This window comes from Actinoplanes palleronii (assembly GCF_016862315.1).
GTDB classification, from domain to species: Bacteria; Actinomycetota; Actinomycetes; order Mycobacteriales; family Micromonosporaceae; genus Actinoplanes; species Actinoplanes palleronii.
The window spans coordinates 18,260-36,992 of record NZ_BOMS01000183.1 but is presented as its reverse complement, the minus strand read 5'-3'; the positions used below and the strand labels follow the sequence as shown (position 1 = coordinate 36,992).

General features: G+C 72.6%; 16 protein-coding genes. 10 read left to right on the top strand and 6 right to left on the bottom strand.

Going from position 1 to position 18,733, the window contains the following annotated elements:
* Positions 1-619: 619 nt before the first annotated feature.
* Positions 620-1,954, bottom strand: a complete 1,335-nt coding sequence (locus Apa02nite_RS48625) for a hypothetical protein (RefSeq protein WP_203831213.1) — start codon at positions 1,952-1,954, stop codon at positions 620-622.
* A gap of 74 nt (positions 1,955-2,028) precedes the next feature.
* Positions 2,029-3,066 (bottom strand): NAD-dependent epimerase/dehydratase family protein, encoded by a 1,038-nt coding sequence (locus tag Apa02nite_RS48620; RefSeq protein ID WP_239165108.1) that lies wholly within the window; start codon positions 3,064-3,066, stop codon positions 2,029-2,031.
* 132 nt (positions 3,067-3,198) lie between these two features.
* Between Apa02nite_RS48620 and Apa02nite_RS48615 the strand changes: the two genes are divergently transcribed.
* Genes Apa02nite_RS48615 through Apa02nite_RS48585 form a run of 7 tightly spaced genes read left to right on the top strand, consistent with a single transcriptional unit; the run spans position 3,199 to position 8,502 of the window.
* On the top strand, positions 3,199-3,858 hold the full coding sequence (locus Apa02nite_RS48615) for a glycosyltransferase family 2 protein (protein ID WP_203831210.1): 660 nt from the start codon (positions 3,199-3,201) through the stop codon (positions 3,856-3,858).
* Positions 3,855-4,490: a TIGR04282 family arsenosugar biosynthesis glycosyltransferase gene (locus tag Apa02nite_RS48610; protein ID WP_203831209.1), complete on the top strand. Its 636-nt coding sequence runs from the start codon at positions 3,855-3,857 to the stop codon at positions 4,488-4,490. Before Apa02nite_RS48615 ends, Apa02nite_RS48610 begins: the two co-directional genes overlap by 4 nt.
* Positions 4,487-5,182: a methyltransferase domain-containing protein gene (locus tag Apa02nite_RS48605; protein ID WP_203831208.1), complete on the top strand. Its 696-nt coding sequence runs from the start codon at positions 4,487-4,489 to the stop codon at positions 5,180-5,182. The genes Apa02nite_RS48610 and Apa02nite_RS48605 overlap by 4 nt, the downstream gene beginning before the upstream one ends.
* Positions 5,155-6,387 carry a molybdopterin-dependent oxidoreductase gene (locus Apa02nite_RS48600; protein ID WP_203831207.1) on the top strand — a complete coding sequence of 411 codons (1,233 nt, stop codon included), beginning with the start codon at positions 5,155-5,157 and terminating at the stop codon, positions 6,385-6,387. The genes Apa02nite_RS48605 and Apa02nite_RS48600 overlap by 28 nt, the downstream gene beginning before the upstream one ends.
* Positions 6,384-6,800, top strand: coding sequence for a hypothetical protein (locus Apa02nite_RS48595; protein ID WP_203831206.1), 417 nt, complete (start codon positions 6,384-6,386; stop codon positions 6,798-6,800). Before Apa02nite_RS48600 ends, Apa02nite_RS48595 begins: the two co-directional genes overlap by 4 nt.
* A gap of 9 nt (positions 6,801-6,809) precedes the next feature.
* A complete protein-coding gene (locus tag Apa02nite_RS48590) occupies positions 6,810-7,505 on the top strand; it encodes a response regulator transcription factor (protein ID WP_203831205.1) in 696 nt (231 codons plus the stop codon).
* Entirely contained in the window at positions 7,498-8,502 is a 1,005-nt protein-coding gene (locus Apa02nite_RS48585; protein ID WP_203831204.1) for a sensor histidine kinase, read from the top strand. Before Apa02nite_RS48590 ends, Apa02nite_RS48585 begins: the two co-directional genes overlap by 8 nt.
* 401 nt (positions 8,503-8,903) lie before the next feature.
* On the opposite strand, the gene Apa02nite_RS48580 is transcribed toward Apa02nite_RS48585, so the two are convergent.
* Positions 8,904-9,509, bottom strand: a complete 606-nt coding sequence (locus Apa02nite_RS48580) for a TetR/AcrR family transcriptional regulator (protein WP_203831203.1) — start codon at positions 9,507-9,509, stop codon at positions 8,904-8,906.
* A gap of 325 nt (positions 9,510-9,834) precedes the next feature.
* On the opposite strand from Apa02nite_RS48580, the gene Apa02nite_RS48575 reads away from it, so the two are divergent.
* Positions 9,835-11,055, top strand: a complete 1,221-nt coding sequence (locus Apa02nite_RS48575) for an RNA-guided endonuclease InsQ/TnpB family protein (protein ID WP_203831202.1) — start codon at positions 9,835-9,837, stop codon at positions 11,053-11,055.
* Between the two features lie 85 nt (positions 11,056-11,140).
* A complete protein-coding gene (locus tag Apa02nite_RS48570; protein ID WP_203831201.1) occupies positions 11,141-12,574 on the top strand; it encodes an MFS transporter in 1,434 nt (477 codons plus the stop codon).
* Here the strand turns inward: Apa02nite_RS48570 and Apa02nite_RS48565 are convergent.
* Complete coding sequence (locus Apa02nite_RS48565) at positions 12,561-14,858, bottom strand: Hsp70 family protein (protein ID WP_203831200.1); 2,298 nt, start codon at positions 14,856-14,858, stop codon at positions 12,561-12,563. The genes Apa02nite_RS48570 and Apa02nite_RS48565 overlap by 14 nt on opposite strands.
* Positions 14,859-14,911: 53 nt before the next feature.
* On the opposite strand from Apa02nite_RS48565, the gene Apa02nite_RS48560 reads away from it, so the two are divergent.
* The gene (locus Apa02nite_RS48560; RefSeq protein ID WP_203831199.1) at positions 14,912-15,394 is read left to right on the top strand and encodes a hypothetical protein; all 483 of its coding nucleotides are present in this window, start codon (positions 14,912-14,914) and stop codon (positions 15,392-15,394) included.
* Positions 15,395-15,399: 5 nt separating this feature from the next.
* Here the strand turns inward: Apa02nite_RS48560 and Apa02nite_RS48555 are convergent, their stop codons facing one another.
* A complete protein-coding gene (locus Apa02nite_RS48555) occupies positions 15,400-16,896 on the bottom strand; it encodes a dynamin family protein (RefSeq protein WP_203831198.1) in 1,497 nt (498 codons plus the stop codon).
* Positions 16,893-18,692, bottom strand: a complete 1,800-nt coding sequence (locus tag Apa02nite_RS48550; RefSeq protein WP_203831197.1) for a dynamin family protein — start codon at positions 18,690-18,692, stop codon at positions 16,893-16,895. The genes Apa02nite_RS48555 and Apa02nite_RS48550 overlap by 4 nt, the downstream gene beginning before the upstream one ends.
* Between the last annotated feature and the right edge of the window lie 41 nt (positions 18,693-18,733).

Below are 18,733 nucleotides of genomic sequence, written 5' to 3'. Positions count from 1 at the left end.
ACGTTCACATGAGGATCATAGCTGCCTCAAGAGCGCCAAAGATACTCAACACGCCAGCAGTTAGCTACCCCCGAAAGCCAGCCGGAATCCGACAGCGGCGTCGCCACCGTGCACCGGCTGGTCCTGAGGGGTGTCTCCGGGCGCCCGAGACACCCAAGGAAGCCAGCCCGGGCTCGGCGGCGGCGTTGGTGCAGTGCGCAGGCTGGTCGTGAGGGGTGTCTCCGGGCGCCCGAGACACCCCTGGAAGCCAGCCCGGGGTTGGTGGCGGTGTTGTTGCGGTGCGTCGGCTGGTTGTGAGGGGTGTCTCGGAGGGTTGGAGGCACCCCTCACAACCAGCCGGGGATTGGTGGCTGGCGTGCAGGGGTGTGTCCGTTGGCTGGAGGCACCCCTCAGCGCCAGCCGGGGGTGGGGGCAGGCTGCGGTCTGGGGTGGGCTGGGCGTCGCGGGGCTGTGCGGGTGGGGCTTGGGTTGTCGCCAGCGGGCGGGAGGCGGGCTGACCGGTTGCGGTCGCCATGGGCGCGCGCTTACCGGTCGCGGTCGCCATGGGTGTGGGCTGGGCGGTTGCGGTCGCCATGGGCAGGGGCTGGTGGGCCGTGGGGCTCCATGTTCCTTGGCCAGGTCACCAGCTGGTGAGGACCAGGTGGTTGATCAGGAGGGCGGTGGTGGCCTGCAAGGACAGCCAGCCGCGGCGGTCGGGGGCCGGCAGCAGGGACGCGGCGGCGGGGAGCCAGATGGCGAACGGGAGCCAGATGCGCTCCACCTCGGCCTTGCTCAGGCCGGACAGGTCGGCAGCGATGATCGCGGCTGCTGCGCCGAGGCCTAGCAGGACCGCCGGGGTGCGGGCGGTCAAGACTCGTGCGGCGGCGTGACGCAGGGTGGCTGCGGCGGCGGGGCCGGCACTCAGGGTGAGGGCGGCGAGGTTGGCCCAGATCCAATACGCGTAGGGGCGCTGGCTCGCCAAACCCTGGTAGTAGCGCTGTTTGACCAGGTGATAGCCCTGCCACCAGTCGAACCCGAGCCCGGTCATCGCGGCCACCACGAGTCCCGCGCCGAGCCCGGCCCAGACCAGCAGCCCGATCCGGCGCGCTCGCATCGCGAGGACGGCCGCGGCGGGGAGGACCAGGAGCACCAGACCGTACGAAAGATAGGCGCAGAGCGCGAGGCAAAGACCACCGAGAGTGACCGCTAACCGGGAGGGGCGGCTCAGGCCGATGGCGAGCAGCGCGAGCGCGGCCGCGGCGACGCCCATGAACAGACCGTCGGCGGAGACTCCGACCCAGACGGCGCCGGGGAAGAGCACCAGGAACGGCAGGGCGACCCGGGCCGCGGGCTCGTCGCCGAGCGCACGCAGTGTGATGGCGACCGTCGTGACCGCGGAGCAGCCGACCAGGACGCAGAACGTCGCCGCCCACCCGCCGCCGGGTAATCCGATGCGGTCAAGGCCGACGAAGACGAGCAGGGCGCCGGGTGGGTGGCCGGCCACGTGTGTGGTCCACGGGTCGGAGCTGTCGGCGAGGATCCGGCCGGCGAATCCGCGGAGCATCGCGGGGATGTCGGTGACCCCGGGTACCTCGCTCAGGTATTCGAACTGTGTGGTGAGGCGACCGGCCACCCCGCGCTGCCAGCCGTCGACCAGGGCGAGCGCGAACGTCCACGCCGTTGCGGAGAGCCACGCGACGGCCAGCAGTCGCCGCCACGCGAGGCGTTCCGCGATGGCCGGTCCCCAGCGGATCACCGCGAGACCGATAGCGATCGCCAGCGGGGTGCCGGGGCCGAGATGTGGCAGCACGTGCCCGAAGAGTGGCGCGGCCGGCGCGTGCACGGGCCGGCCGGCCCAGCCGAGCGCCGCCCCGACCAGCACTGACGTCGCGACCAGTCCCAACGCGACGGCGAGAGCCCAGCGGTCCCCCCGCGCCGATGGCCCCCGCCGTGACAGCCAACCGCCAACCGGCAGCGGTCCTTCCCGAAGCAGTCGCTCGCCGGATGACGGCCGTCCTCGCGCTGACAGCAAGCACGGGCCCCTGCCGCTCAGCCACGCAGCGGCGCGCACGCGAACTCCCGCAGCCCCTCGGCCGGTGCCGTCGCCGCCACGAAACCCAGCTCCGCGCCGGCCCGTGCCGGTGACGCCACCACGTGCCGCACGTCGCCGAGCCGGAACCGCCCGGTCACCACCGGCCCCGGCCCGCCGAACGCGTCCGCGAGCAACCCGGCCATCTCACCGATCGTGGTCGGACGGCCGGACGCGACGTTGTAGGCCCGGTACCCCGCCTCCACCGAAAGCGCCGCCACGTTCGCCGCTGCCACGTCGCTGACGTGCACGAAGTCCCGGCGCTGGCCACCGTCCTCATACACCTGCGGCGCCCGGCCGCCCTCCAGGGAGGATCGGAAGATTGCCGCCACCCCGCTGTACGGAGTGTCACGGGGCATCCCCGGACCGTACACATTGTGATAGCGCAGCGCGGCGACCGCGGCACCGCGCTCCCGCGCCCAGATCGCGGCCAGATGCTCCTGCGCGACCTTGGTGGCCGCGTAGACACTGCGTGGATCCATCGGGGCGTTCTCGGTCACCAGCCCGGCGGCCAGTGCGGCGCCACAGTCCGGGCAGGACGGCTCGAAACGGCCCGCGTCCAGATCGCCTGCCGCTCGCGGTTCCGGCCGCACCGGGCCGTGCCGGTCGCACTCGTACGACCCCTCGCCGTAGACCACCATCGAGCTGGCCAGCACCAGCCGCCCGATCCCGGCCTCGGACATCGCCGCGAGCAGCACGGCGGTGCCCAGGTCGTTGCAACCGACGTACTCGGGAAGATCTTCCGGACTGGCGCCGAGCCCGACCAGCGCCGCCTGATGGACCACCGCATCGACGCCGCGGAGCGCGTCGCGGACAGCGGCCCGGTCCCGGACATCGGCCCGGTGCAGCGGAACGCCGTCCGGAACCTCCGGCGGTTCGCGGTGCGCGGCCGGATGGGCGCAGTCCAATACGGACACGTCGTGGCCGGCGGCCAGCAGTGCGGAGGTCACGTGCGAGCCGATGAAACCGGCGCCGCCGGTCACGAGAATGTGGGTCACGACTGCGACCGTAGGGCCGCCGGCGCCCTCGGACGGCGACTCACGCCGATCCGTCAGCGGTTCGTAAGGTCTGTCGCGGACGTACCCAGTTCGTAAGATTTACCGGCCCTGAGCAGCGCTAACTTCCTCCCCATGACCGATGTGGTGTTGCCCTGCCTGAACGAGGCCGCCGCCCTGCCGTGGCTGCTGGCCCGGATGCCGGCCGGCTATCGGCCGATCGTGGCCGACAACGGATCCACCGACGGCTCGCTCGAGATCGTCCGCCGGCTCGGCGTCCGCCTCATCGAGGTGACACAGCCGGGGTACGGCGCGGCCGTGCACGCCGGAGTCCTCGCCGCGGACCCGGCCGACGGGGTGGTGTGCGTGATGGACGCGGACGGCTCGTTCGACCCGGCCGAGTTGCCGGCCCTGGCCGACCTTGTCCGTTCCGGAACAGCCGACCTGGCCTGTGGCCGCCGACGCCCGACCACGGCGCGGGCCTGGCCGGTACACGCGCGCCTGGGCAACGCGGTGCTCGCCCGGCGGATCCGCGCGGACACCGGCCTGCCGGTGCACGACATCGCGCCGATGCGCGCCGCCCGGCAGGACGCGTTGCTCGCCCTGGACCTGCGCGACCGCCGGTTCGGGTACCCGCTCGAACTGCTGCTCGGCGCGGCCCGGGCCGGCTGGCGGGTGCACGAGGTGGACGTGACCTACCGCCCGCGGGCGGCCGGGACCAAGTCGAAGGTCACCGGCACGGTCCGCGGCACGCTGCGCGCCATCCACGACATGCGAGCGGTGCTGGCCGCATGATCCAGCTGCTGGTGATGGCGAAAGCGCCGGTGCCGGGACGGGTGAAGACCCGGCTCTGCCCACCGTGCACCCCGGAGCAGGCGGCGATGATCGCGGCGGCCGCCCTCGCGGACACCCTCGACGCGGCGTCCGGGGCTCCGGCGGTGCGGCGGGTACTTGTCGTCGAGGGGGCCTATCCGGCGCCGCCGGGCTGGGAGAGCGTGCCGCAGCGAGGGGACGGGCTGGGGGAGCGGCTCGCTCACGCGTTCGCGGACACGGCACTGCCCGGGGTGCCGGCGCTGCTGATCGGGATGGACACGCCGCAGGTCAGCGGCGCGTTGCTGGCCGCGGCGGCGGAGGCGCTGGAGCGGGACGGTGCGGTGTTCGGGCCGGCCGAGGACGGCGGCTGGTGGGCGCTGGGGCTCAGCGACCCGGCCGACGCGGACGTGCTGCCCGGGGTGCCGATGTCGGTGGCGGTGACCGGGGAACGGACCCTGGCCGCGCTGCGTGCCCGGGGTGTCCGGCCGACGGCGCTGGCCTGTCTGCGAGACGTGGACACCGCCGCTGACGCGATCATGGTTGCGGCGGATTGTCCCGCGCGGGGGCGCTTCCCCGCAGCGGTGACCGGGCTGCTGCTGGGAGCACGCGCATGACCGCGCCCGCACTCGTCTGCCCGCCCGCTGAACTGGGTGCCCTCGACCTCTACGACCAGGCCCTGATCCGTGCCGCCTCGGGCACCGCCGGTCAACTCGTGCTGCGCGACGCGACCGGCCGGGAGACCCGGGTCGACGCCGTGGACTGGTGCCGGGACCACCGTCCCGGCGACACCGGGCTGCTGGACCGCTGCTCCGGTGCCACCCTCGACGTCGGCTGCGGGCCGGGCCGGCTCACCGGTGCGCTGCTGCTCCGGGGCCGGGCCGCGCTGGGCGTCGACGTGAGCGCGGTGGCCGTCCGGATGGCCCGGGCCCGTGGGGCATCGGCCCTGCGCCGGGACGTGTTCGCGCCGCTGCCCGGGCACGGCCGCTGGCAGCACCTGCTGCTCGCCGACGGCAACCTCGGCATCGGCGGCGACCCGGTCGCCCTGCTCCGGCGTTGCCGGGAGCTGATCGCCCGGCGTGGCCAGGTGCACGCGGAGGTGGAACCGCCCGGCACCGGCAGCTGGGCCGGCGTGGCCACCCTGCACGCCGCCTCACTCGGCAGCGGCACCGACGGGGTGGGAGCTCCGCTGCGGTGGGCACGAGTCGCCGCCGACGACCTGGAGTCCCTCGCCCGGACCGCGGGACTGCGGATCCGGGCGGCCTGGAACGAGGAGGGGCGATGGTTCGCCACCCTGACGGCCGCCTGAAGCACGCGCTCACCTGGCTGAACGCCCCACCCGACCGGCTGCGGCGCGGCCCGTTCCGGCCGGACGCGTTCCCCTCGGCGCTGCGATCGACCCGGCTCACCAGCCAGCTCGGCATCGCGCTGGGCGTCGCGTTCCTGGTCTGTTTCCTGACCGGCCTGATCAGCCACCTCGTCCAGCACCCACCGAGCTGGTTCTGGTGGCCGTCCGAGCCGGCCGGGTTGTACCGGTTCACCCAGGGCCTGCACGTGGCGACCGGACTCGCCACCGTCCCGCTGCTCGGCGCGAAACTCTGGTCGGTCTATCCCCGGCTGTTCACCTGGCCGCCGTTGAAGCATGCCGCCGAGCGCCTGTCGGTCGCGGTGCTTGTCGCCGCCGCGCTGTTCCAGCTGGTCAGCGGGCTGCTGAACGTCGCCCACGAATACCGGCCGATGCCGTTCTTCTTCACCACCGCGCACTACTGGGCCGGCTGGCTGGTCATCGGCGCGCTGCTGGTGCACGTCGGCGTGCAACTCCCGGTGGTCCGCGAGGCGCTGCGGTCCAGGGCACCGCACGTGCGGCTGTCCAGGGGCCACGGCGCGCCCCCGGTGCCGGATGCCGACCGCAGGCAGCTCTTGCTCACGGTCGGCGCGGCCGCCGGGGTGATCACCGTGGCCACGCTGGGACAGACGGTCCGGCCGCTCGCCGCGATCTCCGCGCTGGCGCCGCGAAGGCCGGGCACCGGACCGCAGGGGCTTCCGATCAACCGGACCGCGGCCGCCGCCGGTGTCCGCGACGCCGCGCTCGACCCCGGCTACCGGCTGACCGTCACCGGCTTCGGCCGTACCGTCGAGCTGAGCCTCGCCGACCTCGCCGCGCTGCCGCAGCACACCACGGTGCTGCCGATCGCCTGTGTGGAGGGGTGGAGCGCGGTCGGCACCTGGTCCGGCGTGCGGCTGCGTGATCTCGCCGGCCTGCTCGGCGCCGATCAGGCCGACCTCGCCGGCGGCGAGGCGGAGGTCGAGTCGCTGCAGGCCGCTGGCCGCTATCGCACATCGACGGTGGCCGGGCCGCACCTGGCCGACGACCGGACCCTGATCGCGCTGCGGCTCGGCGGTGAACCCCTGGCCGTCGACCACGGCTACCCGGCCCGGCTGATCGCCCCGAACCGGCCCGGCGTGATGCAGACCAAATGGCTGACCCGGGTCACGATCCGGAGCCTGCGGTGAGACGTGCGCTGATCGCTTCCGGGCTACTGCTCATGGTGTACGCCGTGGTAGGCGCGACCACCGACACCCAGGTCAGCCTGCCCGGCGTCCTGATCTTCGGGGTGGCCGTGCTGGCCCTGCACGACGGCGTGTTCCTGCCGCTCGTCCTGGCCGCGGGCGCGCTGATCGGCCGGGTTCCGTCCCGCTGGCGGTCGACCGTCCGCGCCGTCGCCGTGGTCAACATCGCCGTCGCCGTCGTCGCCCTGCCGCTGCTGGTCAGCCGGGGACACGACGGCGACAATCCGACGATCCTTCCCCGCCCGTACGAAATCGGTCTTCTTGTGATCGTGGTGACGACAACCGTGAGTGCCGTCCTGTGCCGTAAGGGAATCGAAAGATGGCGGAACGGGCGCCGGAGGCGGCCGCGTGGGTAGCCTGCCGTGGTGACCCACCGAGTGCTGGTAGTGGACGACGACCCGACCGTCAGCGACGTCGTCCGGCGCTATCTCGAGCAGGACGGCTGCCGGGTGCGGCTGGCCGCCGACGGGCTCGCCGCGCTCGCCGCCGTCGACGCCGAACGCCCGGATCTGGTTGTCCTCGACCTGATGCTCGGCGGCCTGGACGGTCTCGAGGTGTGCCGCCGGCTGCAGCGCGACCAGCCGGGCCTGCCGGTCGTCATGCTCACCGCGCTCGGCGAGGAAAGTGATCGGGTGCTCGGTCTCGAGGTCGGCGCGGACGACTACGTGACCAAGCCGTTCAGCCCGCGCGAACTCACCCTGCGGGTCCGCTCGGTGCTGCGCCGCACCGCGCCGGCCGCGCCACCGCGCCCCGCTCTGCTCCGCGACGGCGACCTGGTCGCGGACACCGGGCGGCGCACCGCGGAACGCACCGGCCGGCCGCTCGCGCTGACCGTGCGCGAGTTCGACCTGCTGGAGTTCCTGCTGCGGAACCCGGCGCGGGCCTGGTCCCGCGCCGACCTGCTGGACCGGGTGTGGGGCTGGCAGTTCGGCGACCAGTCCACCGTCACCGTGCACGTGCGGCGGCTGCGCGAGAAGATCGAGGATGATCCGGCGTCGCCGGTCCGGCTGGTCACCGCGTGGGGCGTCGGCTACCGGTACGAACCGGCCGCCCGTGCGTGACCTGATGCTGATCGGCCTCTACTCGCTGATCGCCGGCGCGGTGGTCGGCCTGGCCGGCGCGGTCGTGCTGCGGCTGTTGCGCGGCCGATCGATCACCGTGCACGTCTGCGTGCTGCTGACGATCACCGTGACCGCGGTCGTGGCCGGGGTCGGCACGGTCGCCCAACTGATGTTCCTTTCCGGTCACGACTTGCAGGTAGTGCTGGTCACCGTGGCCGCCTCGGCGGTGGTCAGCCTCGGCGTCGGCACCGTCTTCGGGCGCCGGCTCGCGGCCGCCGCGGTCTGGGCGGCGCAGGCCCGCGAGCAGGAACGCCGGATGGAGGCGGGCCGCCGTGACCTGGTCGCCTGGGTGTCGCACGACCTGCGCACACCGCTGGCCGGGCTGCGCGCGATGACCGAGGCGCTGCAGGACGGCGTGGTCGCCGACCCGCGCACCGTCGCGGAGTACCACCGGCGGATCGGTGCCGAGACCGACCGGATGAGCAGCCTGGTCGACGACCTGTTCGAGCTGTCCCGGATCCACGCCGGCGCGCTCCGCCTCACCCCGACCGACCTGCCGCTGGCCGACATCGTCTCGGACGCGGTCGCCGCCGTCACGCCGCTCGCCGTCGGCCGCGGCATCCGGGTGGTGGCCGCCGGTGAACGCTGGCCGATGGTCACCGGCGGCGCCGCCGAACTCAACCGGATCGTCAGCAACCTGCTGACCAACTCGGTGCGCTACACCCCCGCGAACGGCACGATCCAGATCGAAGCCGGCCGCGACGCGCGCGAGGTGTGGTTGACAGTTTCGGACAGCTGCGGCGGCATCCCGGAAGCGGACCTGCCCCGGGTGTTCGACGTCGCGTTCCGCGGCACCCGCGCTCGCACCCCGGAGGGCGCCGGCGGCGGCGGTCTCGGCCTCGCGATCGTCCGCGGCCTGGTGGAAGCGCACGGCGGCCGCGTCCAGGCCGGCAACATCACCGGAGGCTGCCGCTTCGAGGTCCGCCTCCCCGCTTGACTCCCGGCTGCAGCGCCGGCGCGAGACCGCGCATTTTTCCTTGGTACGACTACGGAGCGCTCGTCCGTAGGCTACGAGCCGAGTCCCGCCCGTGAGGCCACCGCGACACCGCGCCCGCCCCGGACCGCAGCGCGCCCCCCGACCCCGGCTGGTCCTGAGGGGTGTCTCAAGCACCCGGACACACCCCTGGCAACCAGCCGGCATCGGAACCGCGGCATGCTTCCGGGCCCCGGCTGGTGGTGAGGGGTGTCTCGAGGGTGTGGAGGCACCCCTGGAGGCCAGCCGGGGCCGGGACGCGCGCTTCGGCCGGGAGTTTCGCGGTCTCGCGTTCGCCTCACGGGCGGGACTCGGCTCGTAGCCTACGGGCGGGCGCTGGATTGTTCGTACCGTATGAAAAGCGGTCAGTAGACCAGCCGTTGGATCGCGGTGACCAGGTCGTTGACCGTGGCGTCGAGCTCGGCGTCGGTCTTGTGGGCGAGCTTGGCGTATTCGGCGTCGCGGATGGCGGCGATCATCTCGGCGAGGCGTTCGGCGGGGATCGCGGTGGTGGCCGTGCCGGCGGCCTGGTCGCGGCGGATCTTGGCGGCGGCGCGCTCGTCGTAGCGGGTCTTGGCCTGGGTGACGAAGTCGCGCAGCTGGTCGGAGGAGGGCAGCGCGGTCGCGGCGCAGGACAGCAGGCCGGAATTCGCCCGCCAGAGCCGCGCCGAGATGCCCAGCTGGGTGCGGAGCAGCTCGGGGGCCGGGCCGGAGCTGTCGAACCACACGTGCGAGGCGGCCAGCTCGTCCCAGACCTGGGCCATCAGCGCGGTGAGCACGGCGGGTTTGGTCGGGAAGTAGAAGTAGAAACTCGTGCGCGAGATGCCCGCGCCCGAGGCCAGATCGTCGATGGTGACCGCGTCGTACGACCGGTCGGCGAACATCTGCCCCGCCACCCGCAGGATCGCGGCCTCCCGGAGATCGCCCTTGGACGGGCCGGTCCGCCGTCGCGACGGTGTTACCTGACTCATCAGCATTCCTTTCGTGGAAACCCCCTAGTCATGGGAGGAATCGAGCTTCTGCGACGCAGGCTGGGACAAGCTGTTCGCTGTCCGTGCGGATGGGTTGTTTCGGCGTGCTGCTTGATTGCTCCAGGGTTGTGCCGCCGGTGGGTGGCGCCGAGGCGCCGGCGCTGATTGAACTGGTTCAGTGGGTCGTTGAACTCGGTTTGGATGCTGGCGCAGTGGTATCCGGGGCTGGCGGGTCAAGAAGCAATGACAAGATAGGAGGCGTTGTCGATCGACTAGATGTCGCGCGTACAGGAATCGTCCAGTTTTTAGCGGTACTTTGCTCGGCGTGTCCACGGAGACAGTGCGATACACGTTCCGCCTGCGGCCCGGCCGCCAGGCGCAGGCGGCGCTGCTTGCCGAGTGGGGCAGTTGCCGCTGGTTGTGGAACGAAGCGGTGCACCAGCAGCAGGCAGGCCGTAGGCCTACTGTGTGCAGGCTGTCGAAACTGTTGACCGGGGCCCGAGCCGACAATGTCTGGTTGCGTGACGGTTCGCAGGTTGCGCAGCAACAGACGTTGCGTACCTACATGACCGCCCTGGGCGCCTCGTTCAAGGTCGAAGGTCGGGGCCGGCCGAAGCCGAAGAAGTCGAAGACGGCGCCGCCGAGTCTGGAGTACACCACGCGGGGTTTCCGGATCAAGGATGGCCGGTTGTGTTTGCCGGGGAAGATCGTTGTCCCGGTGGTCTGGTCCCGGGAGTTGCCGTCCGAGCCAACCAGTGTGCGCGTCTACCGCGACAACCTCGGTCATTGGTACGTGTCGTTCGTGGTCCGCCGCGAGCGCACTGACGTGCCCGAGGCGGATCTGCCAGGGATCGGCGTCGACTGGGGCGTGAAGACCACCGCGACCACCTCTGATCCCGCGTTTGATCTGCCGCACCTGGGTCATCGCAAACGCTGCGCCGCCGAGCGCGCCAAGGCCCAGCGCAAGATGGCCCGCCGACACCGGCCGAAGGGCCAAGCACCATCGAAGGGTTACCTGAGTGCCAAACGGCAGGCCGCCCGGATCGAGAAGAGGGCGGCCCGGCAGAACACCCACGATGCCCGCGCCTGGGCGAAACGGGTGGTCGACCATCACGCGTTGATCGCGGTCGAGGACTTCAAGCCCAAGTTCCTGGCCAAGTCTCGAATGGCCCGGAAGGCCGCCGACGCGGCAATCGGGGCGTGTAAGCGGAATCTCATCTATCTGGGTGTGCGGGCGGGCCGGAAGGTGGTGCTGGTGCCGCCCGCCTACACGACCATGACCTGCTCCGAGTGCGGTACGAGAACCAAGGAACGCCTCGGACTGGGTATACGCATCTTCGAGTGCGCGGCCTGCGGCTACACCGCAGACCGCGATCGCAACGCCGCGAGGACGATCCTCGCCACGGCTGAACGCGACCGTGCCAGTGCCGACGACATCAGACATCAGATCGCCTCCTTCCGGGACCGGGGATCGGTGCGGTCCGAGCTGGGAATCCCTGCCCAACAGGGAGGAAGCTCCATGGCTCCAGCCGTGGGGCGTCGTTAAGTTTCCAGTGTCCCTCGCTGTGATCATCGACGCGTCGACCAGATTTCTCGACACCGCGTCGACTTTGCGGCCTAGTCTATCGCTCGTGAACCAACCCGTACGCCCCCGGCTGCTGCTCCTCGCCGCCGCGGCCGCGAGCTTCCTGCTCTCGCTGATCCAATCCATTCCGGTCCCGGTGCTGCCGCAGATCGCCCAGCAGCTCGGCGCCGACGCCACCACGGTCGGCTGGGTGTCCACCGCGACGCTGCTCGCCGCGTCCGCCTGCACCCCGCTGCTCGGCCGGCTCGGCCACGTCCTCGGCATCAAGCCGGTGTTCATCGGCACGCTGATCGCCACCCTGGCCGGCAGCCTGCTCGCCGCGACCGTGCACGACATCCACTGGCTGATCGTCGCGCGGGTGCTGCAGGGCACCAGCTTCGGCCTGTTCCCGCTCGGTATGAGCCTGCTGCGCCACGAACTCCCGCCGCACAAGCTCACCCACAACATGGCCGTGGTCGCCTCGACGCTCGGTGTCGGCGGCGGTGTCGCGCTCGTCGCCTCCGGCCTGCTCACCCAGGGTGACGCCGACTACCGGCGGATCTTCTGGCTGTGCGCGCTGGTGAGCGCGATCGCGCTGGCTCTCGCGCTGACCCTGCCGCGGCGGGCCGGCGGCGGTGGCCGGGTCGACGTACTGGGCGCGATCGTGCTCTCCGCCGGGCTGGTCAGCCTGCTGCTGCCGATCTCGCAGGGGCACAGCTGGGGCTGGACCTCGCCGCGGGTGCTGGTGCTCTTCGCCGCCGCGGTGATCATCCTGGTCGGCTTCTACTTCCTGCAGCGCCGCACCGAGGCGCCGCTGGTGTCGGTGGAGATGCTGCGGCACCGTCCGATTCTGGTCGCCAACCTGGCCTCGATGGCGGTCGGCTTCGCGATGTTCGCGCTGCAGCTGGCCACCAGCTATTTCGTGCAGAGCCCGCGGGAGTACACCGGGTTCGGGTTCAGTGCGACGGTGCTGGAGACCAGCCTGATCTTCCTGCTGCCGGGCGCGGCGGCGAGCGTGGTGATGGGCCCGCTCGCCGGTGCGCTGATCGGGCGGGTCGGGCCGCGCGTGGTGCTCGTACTGGCCTGCGGGCTGGCCGCGGTGGGCATGGCGTCGCTGGCGCTGCTGCACGACAACCGGGGCGAGACGATCGCCGCGTTCGTGGTGGCCAGCTGTGCGATCGCGATGGCGTACGCGGCGATGCCGGCCCTGCTGGTCAGCCACGTGCAGCCGGCCGAGACCGGGATCGCCAACTCGGTGAACTCGATCATGCGGACCGTCGGCGGCACGATCGGCAGCGCGCTGGTGATCACGATTCTGGCCGCGCAGACGCGCCAGGTGGGCGCGGTGTCACTGCCGACCGAGCATGCGTACGAACTCAGCTACGCCCTGGGCGCGGCCGTCTTCGCGATCGGTGGCCTGCTCGTGCTGCTCTTCATCGACCGGGCCGCCAAGGTCCCCACCGTGGCGGCACCGGCCGAGCTGGCGGTCACTCGCGCTTGATCGGGATGCAGTTACCGGTGTGGTAGCTGCCGTCGGCCGCGCGGACCATCCCGTGACCGGTCTTGGCGATCCGGGCGCAGACCTTGGTGGCGTTGCCGACCGCCTCGTAGTCCGAGTCGGTGACCCGCCGGATCGAGGGCTCCTTGTCCTCGTAGTAGTACTTGCCGTGCGCGGTCGCCTGGCTGCCCATCGTCGACTCGTCCGGGTGCTGCCCGTCGCCGCCGTAGATGTGCAGGTGGAAGCCCTTCTCGGTGTCGGCGGGGACGCCGTTCCACTCCGCGTCGTACCAGAGGGTGAACTTGCCGTCCCGGATGGTGGCCCGGGTGAGGCAGACCCAGCGGGTGCTCCGCTTCATCTGGTCGGTGCACGCCTCGTCGGCGGGTACCGCGGTGGTGGCCGGGCTGGTCGCGGTGCCGTTCGTGGTGCCGTTCGTGGTGCCGGGCGAGGAGCTGTGCTGCTGGCTGTGCTGGAGGCCGGCGGCGGTGGGAGTACTGGGGCTGTCCTTGCTGTCGAAGGCGCCCATGGCCCAGGCGGTGCCGGTGACGCCGGCCAGGACTACGGCGACCGCGGCGGCTACCAGGATCGGGCCGCGGGCTTTTCTGCCGCCGCCGCCGCCGCCGTTGCCGTTTCTGCCGCTTTTGCCGGGTGCGGTCGGTGTTTTCGGCGGCGGGCCGGCCGGGCGGCCGGTGCTCCGGGCCGCGCCGACCGTTGCCGCGCCGGCAGCCGCCGCGCCGACGGTCGCGCTGCCGCTGCCGCCGGCTCGGGGCGTGCCCGGTCCGCCGGCAGCGGGTGCGCCGGAGACCGGCCGGGTCGCGGTGCCGGAGGTCGGCGGGAGGATGACGGTCGGCTCGACCCGCGCCGACGCCCGCGCCCCGGCAACGCCTGGCCCGGTCTGCGGGGCTCCGGCCTGCGGGGCGCCGGCCTGCCCGGCTCCGGCCTGCATCGGCGTGCCGTGGGTGGCTCCGGTGTGCAGCGGTGCCGTCGGCGAGGACCCGGCCTGCGCCGGGCCGTTGTGCGCCGGGCCGTTGTGCGCCGGGCCGCTTTGCGCCGCGCCGGTCTGCGCGGGACTGGTCTGCGCCGGAGTGGCCTGCTGCGGAATGGACTGCGTCGGGACGGACTGCGGCGGCACCCCCGCGCCCGCGGCCGCGCCCACCGCGGCAGCCGCCCCGGTCGCCCACGGATCCACCGCGGGCGGCAGCGCCGGCGCCCCGGCCGCCTTGGTGATCGCGGCCCCGGCCTGCCACGCCGCACCGAGTGCCACCGCATGCTTCGGATGAGCGTCCACCGCCACCGGCCGCCCCAGCTCCGATCCGACCATCTGCGCGATCAGCGGGATCCGCGACGACCCGCCCACCAGCAGCACCGAGTGCAGCTCGGCCGGTTCGGTGCCGGCCGACCGGATCGCCCGGCGCAACGCCTCGATCGACCCGTGCAGCACCGGCCGGACCATCGACTCCAGCTCGGAGCGGGTCAGCCGTACCTCGGTGCTGAGGTTCGGCAGCAGCACCGGGATCGTCGCGTCGGTGTCGGCCGACAGCGCCTCCTTGGCCTGCACGCACTCCTCCCGCAGCCGGGCGACCGCGGCGATCACCGCGGGGTCGTCCTCGTCGAGGTCGTCCAGCGCCCCGCCGAGCGCCCCGGCCACGTGCGCGAAGATCGCGGCGTCGAAGTCGATGCCACCGAGGCGTTCGATCCCCTCCGGCTGCCCGATCAGCTCGAAGCCGTCCGGGGTCTTGCGCAGCACCGCCGCGTCGAACGTGCCGCCGCCGAGGTCGTAGACGGCGACCGTGGCGCCCGGTTCCAGCCGCTGCTGCTGGGCGTAGAAGACCGCCGCGGCCTGCGGTTCGGTGGTCAGCTGCACCTTCTGCTCGATGCCGGCCAGCCGGATCACCTGCTGCATCAGGTCGGTCTTGTACGGTCCCCAGTTCGCCGGGTGCGACACGCAGATCGCGGCCGGTCCGCTGCCCTCCCGCGCCGACACCTCGTCGACCACGGCCCGCAGCACCCGGGCCATCAGCGACTCGGCGGAGTGCGGCACCCCGCCGAGCAGGATCGGGGTGGGGTCGCCCAGGCGCCGTTTGAACTCGCGGGCGACCCGGTGCGGTTCGCTCAGCCCGCGGCGGCTGGCGCTCTCGCCGGTCAGGAACGTCTCGTCGGCGCGCAGCAGCACGACCGTGGGAATGGCGGCCGAGCGGCTGCCCAGCGAGGCGATCTCGGCGTGGTCGGCGCGCCAGACCGCCGCGGCGGTGTAGGTGGTTCCTAGATCGATGCCGAGTGCATACATCCCGAGTACTCCGGATTCGGTCGAGGTCGCGACGTGGGTCGTAGGGTGGAACGATGGTTGCGGTCAGGTCGCTGCGGGAGATCTTCGGTGAGCTGGCCGGAGCCGGTGAGCACACGGGCGCGGATCCGGCCGCGCTGCTGGCCCGGTCCGGCCATCCCGACCTGCCCGAGGAGCTGGTGGCGCAGGCGGTGAGCGGTTTCGCCGAGACCGCTCGGCCCGAGATCGCCGAACACCTTTCGGCGTACGTGATGGCGCACAGCCCGATCCCCGGCCCCGGCGGCGAAGCGTTCGTGTCGTGGGTGGACCTGCTGGCCACCGCCCCGACGGACGACTTCGGTCTCGACTTCGGAGCGGGAGCGGATCACGCGGAGCACGAGGCGGTGACCGCAACGGACCACGACGTGTTCGACGCGGAGGACTGGGCGCCCGCCGAACTGGAGGACTGGGCGCCCGCCGCAGGGGAGCACGTCGGGCTCGAGGCGCCGGAAACCGACGATGACGATGCCGATGCCGACCCGGAAGACCTCTTCGACTGACCGGCTCATGACCGCCCCCGGTGCAGCTCGGCCAGCACACCCTCGCAGGAACGGATCGCCACCCGCGCCGCGATCGAGAGCTCGTAGCGGGTCAGCGGGTTCTCCGCCCGCCGCTGCCACCGGGCCAGGGACTCGGCCGCGGCGGCCATCAGCTCGGCCTCGCCGGCCTCGGCCGGCAGTTGCAGGCGCAGGTGCGCGGCGGTGCCCTCGCCGCCGATCACCCGTTCCAGCTCGGCCACCACTGCCGGTTTCCCGGTCACCCACCCGGCCCGCAGCGACGCCAGCACCCGCAGCTCGTTGAACGGGTGCGCCGAGGCGATGATCTCCTCGACCAGCCCGGCGACGCGCGGGGTGGCCGGGCCCGGGGCGGCGCGGATCACCGAGTCGACCGCCAGCAGCGCCGAACGGCTCTTGAGGATCTCGCGGCGCTCGAAGAAGAGCGAGTCCAGGGTGCGCTGCAACGCCCGCAGTCCGCTGCGCTCGGTGAGCTGCTCGGACAACTCGGTGGCGGTGCCGGCCACCTTGCGGCGCAACAACGTGGCTCCCAGCCGTACGCCGAAAAGCCCGAACCGATCCAGCAGCGCGTCGCGCTCGATCGAGGTGAGACCCAGCTCCGGCAGTCGTTCGCGGAACCGGTCGGCGGAGAGCAGCAGGTCGTCGGCGGTCTTCACCGGCAGGTCGGCGACCCGGCGCAGGTGCGCCACCTCGGCCTCGGTCAGCGTCACCGCCGTCTCGGCGAGCAGCCCGGCGATCGGCACCACGGTCTGCACCAGCCGGCGTACGTTGATGTCGCCCGCCATCCGGGCAGCGATCCTGGTGGCGGAGGCGAGGGTGTCCAGGCGTCCGCCGCCGATCTCGTCGGCGCGGGAGAGCACCCCGATCGCGTTGACCGGGTTGGGCGCCGCCACCTGACGGTCGTGGAAGGCGCGCAGGAAGTTCAGGTCGTCGCGGTGCGCGTGCCGCATCAGGTAGATCACCGCGTCGGCCGGGGTGTCCTCGTCGTCCGGCGCGAGCAGTTCCCAGGTCCGCCGGGAGATCTCGGCCCGCAGCGAGCCGACCCCGGGGGTGTCGACGAGCGTGGCCGTCCGCAGTGTCTGCGACGGCCACTGGACCTCCAGCTCGGCGACCTCCTCGTGGGACAGTCCGCCGAGGTCGATCTCCAGGGCGTTGTCCTCCCGGGTGAACCGGGCCTGCCGGGGTGCGCCCTCGTGGGGACGCAGCGTCACCCGGTACGAGTGCCCGTCCTGATACCAGGTCACGATGCGGGTGCACTCGCCCGCGTCGGTGGGCGCCAGGCGCTCCCCGATCAGCGCGTTGAGCAGCGTGGACTTGCCCGCCTTGACCCGGCCGGCGATGGCCACCCGCAGCGGGGCGTCCAGCCGCTCGCGGACGGTGCGCAGCCGGCTCTCGTACGGGCCGCCGCGGTAGGCGAACAGGGCCTCCTCGAGCACCACCCGGGTGCGGTCGAGCAGCCCTGCGGTGCGTGCGCCGTTGGCGGTCATGACGGCCGCGCCCGGCTCTGCAGGGTGGCCAGCCGTTTCAGCTCGGCGTCCAGGTCACGCACCCGGGCCTCCCGGTCGGTACGGCTGCGCCGGGCGGCCTCCTCGGCGCCGGCGAGAGCGGCCGCGTTCGACCGGCCCAGTTCCTCGGCCAGCCCGGTGTAGTGGTCCCGCAGCCGCCGGTGGATCTGGCGCAGCGTGTCGCGCGAGTCCTTGCCGACCACGAACGTGACCTCGTCGCAGTACCGGCGCATCGCGTTGCGGGCCTGCTGCTGGCGGGCCTTCTCCTCACGTTTCTTCTCCTCGCGCAGGCCCTTGCGGCCCATCACCAGCCCGATGCCCAGGCCGATCGGGCCGAGCACGATCCCGGCCATCGAGGCGAGCATGGTGAACATCAGGGTGCCGCCGTACGCGCTCTTCAACGCGACCATCGCCTGCTTGCGCAGCTTCATCTTCTCCAGATCGACCTTGTGGTCGAGGGTGGTCCGGTCCAGCACCGGTTCCGGGCTGTGCACGCCGATCGCGCCCAGCAAGCCGTCGGACGCGGCCCGGAAGTGCTCACCGACGCTCTCGCCGATCTCACCGGCGCGGACCCGGAGCAGCTCGTAGTTGGCGACCAGCTCGTGCGCGATCCGGGCGCGCAGCCAGGTCTGCATCTCCGGCCAGGTGTCGGCCGGGTCACTCTCGTCGATGCTGTCGTCGGCCTCCCGGGTGACCTCGCGCATCCGCGCGCGCAGGTCGTGGTCCACATCCGAGGTGAGGTCGGCGATCCCGTCGCTCAGGGTCTGCTGCCACCGGGCCATCGAGGTCTTGAGCGCTTCGACGCGCTGTTTGGTCTCGCCGAGCTCGGCCACGATCCGCTGCCCGGCGGCCGGGTCGAGCAGTGCCGTGCGCTCGGCGGTGAACGTGGCGACCAGCTGGTCGCAGACCGCGAGGACCTCGTCGCGGACGTGTTCGGCCAGCCGCTGTTCGGCGCCGCCGCCGACCCGCCCGGAGACGAACCCGACCACGTCGGCGAAGCCCGATTCGACGTTGAGGTCGCGGGCGCCGGCCTTGACCGCATGCATCCGCAGGACCGACGAGGCGGTCAGCACCGGCAGCGCCAGCCCGGCCCGGCGCAGGTGCGCCTCGTTCAGGTCCCGGATCCGCCGCCACGCCGGGTAGAAGTCGGTCTTGCTGATCAGGCAGATCACCGTGTCGCACGCGGCGCGCGCCCGGCGCAGGAACCGCACCTCGCTCTCGGTCAGCTCCTGTGCCGCGCTGGTCACGAAGATCACCGCGTCGGCCATCGAGATCGCGGCCAGGCTCGCCGCGGCGTGGGTGGAGCCGAGCCCGCCCACGCCCGGGGTGTCCACCAGCACCATGCCCCGCTCCAGGATCTTGCGGGGGAGCCGGATCTCCACGCCGACCGCCGTACCGGCCTCGTCGCCGGTGTCGCGGTGCTCGGTGATGTGCCGGCGCACCTGGTCGACCGGCACGTCCTCGCGGCGGGGCGGGTCGTCGTTGATGATCAGCGCGGCGCGGTGCTTCTCGCCGTGCCGCACGTAGGTCGGCGTGGCCGTGGCGACGTCGTCGTCCACCGGGCAGACGGTCGCCCCGACCAGCGCGTTGACCAGCGAGCTCTTGCCCTGTTTGAACTCGCCGGCGACCACCACGTGGATGCTCGGGTCGTCGAGTGTGCGCTGTGCGGCGGTCAGCCGCCGGGTCAGGTCCGCACGCCCGTACGCGGTGCAGGCGCGCAGGCCCAGCGTCAGCAGCTCACCGGGCGCGGTGGCCGTTACGGTCGGTGCGGTGGTCATGAGTTCCCCCAGCGGACTAGGTGTGGCCCGCCACCGGGGTG

What these genes read in the sequence shown, in the direction of transcription:
- Apa02nite_RS48580 (WP_203831203.1), bottom strand. Translation starts at nt 9,509, where the DNA reads ATGAGTCAGGTAACACCGTCGCGACGGCGGACCGGCCCGTCCAAGGGC.
- Apa02nite_RS48615 (WP_203831210.1), top strand. Translation starts at nt 3,199, where the DNA reads ATGACCGATGTGGTGTTGCCCTGCCTGAACGAGGCCGCCGCCCTGCCG.
- Apa02nite_RS48600 (WP_203831207.1), top strand. Translation starts at nt 5,155, where the DNA reads ATGGTTCGCCACCCTGACGGCCGCCTGAAGCACGCGCTCACCTGGCTG.
- Apa02nite_RS48555 (WP_203831198.1), bottom strand. Translation starts at nt 16,896, where the DNA reads ATGACCGCCAACGGCGCACGCACCGCAGGGCTGCTCGACCGCACCCGG.
- Apa02nite_RS48550 (WP_203831197.1), bottom strand. Translation starts at nt 18,692, where the DNA reads ATGACCACCGCACCGACCGTAACGGCCACCGCGCCCGGTGAGCTGCTG.
- Apa02nite_RS48565 (WP_203831200.1), bottom strand. Translation starts at nt 14,858, where the DNA reads ATGTATGCACTCGGCATCGATCTAGGAACCACCTACACCGCCGCGGCG.
- Apa02nite_RS48560 (WP_203831199.1), top strand. Translation starts at nt 14,912, where the DNA reads ATGGTTGCGGTCAGGTCGCTGCGGGAGATCTTCGGTGAGCTGGCCGGA.
- Apa02nite_RS48605 (WP_203831208.1), top strand. Translation starts at nt 4,487, where the DNA reads ATGACCGCGCCCGCACTCGTCTGCCCGCCCGCTGAACTGGGTGCCCTC.
- Apa02nite_RS48610 (WP_203831209.1), top strand. Translation starts at nt 3,855, where the DNA reads ATGATCCAGCTGCTGGTGATGGCGAAAGCGCCGGTGCCGGGACGGGTG.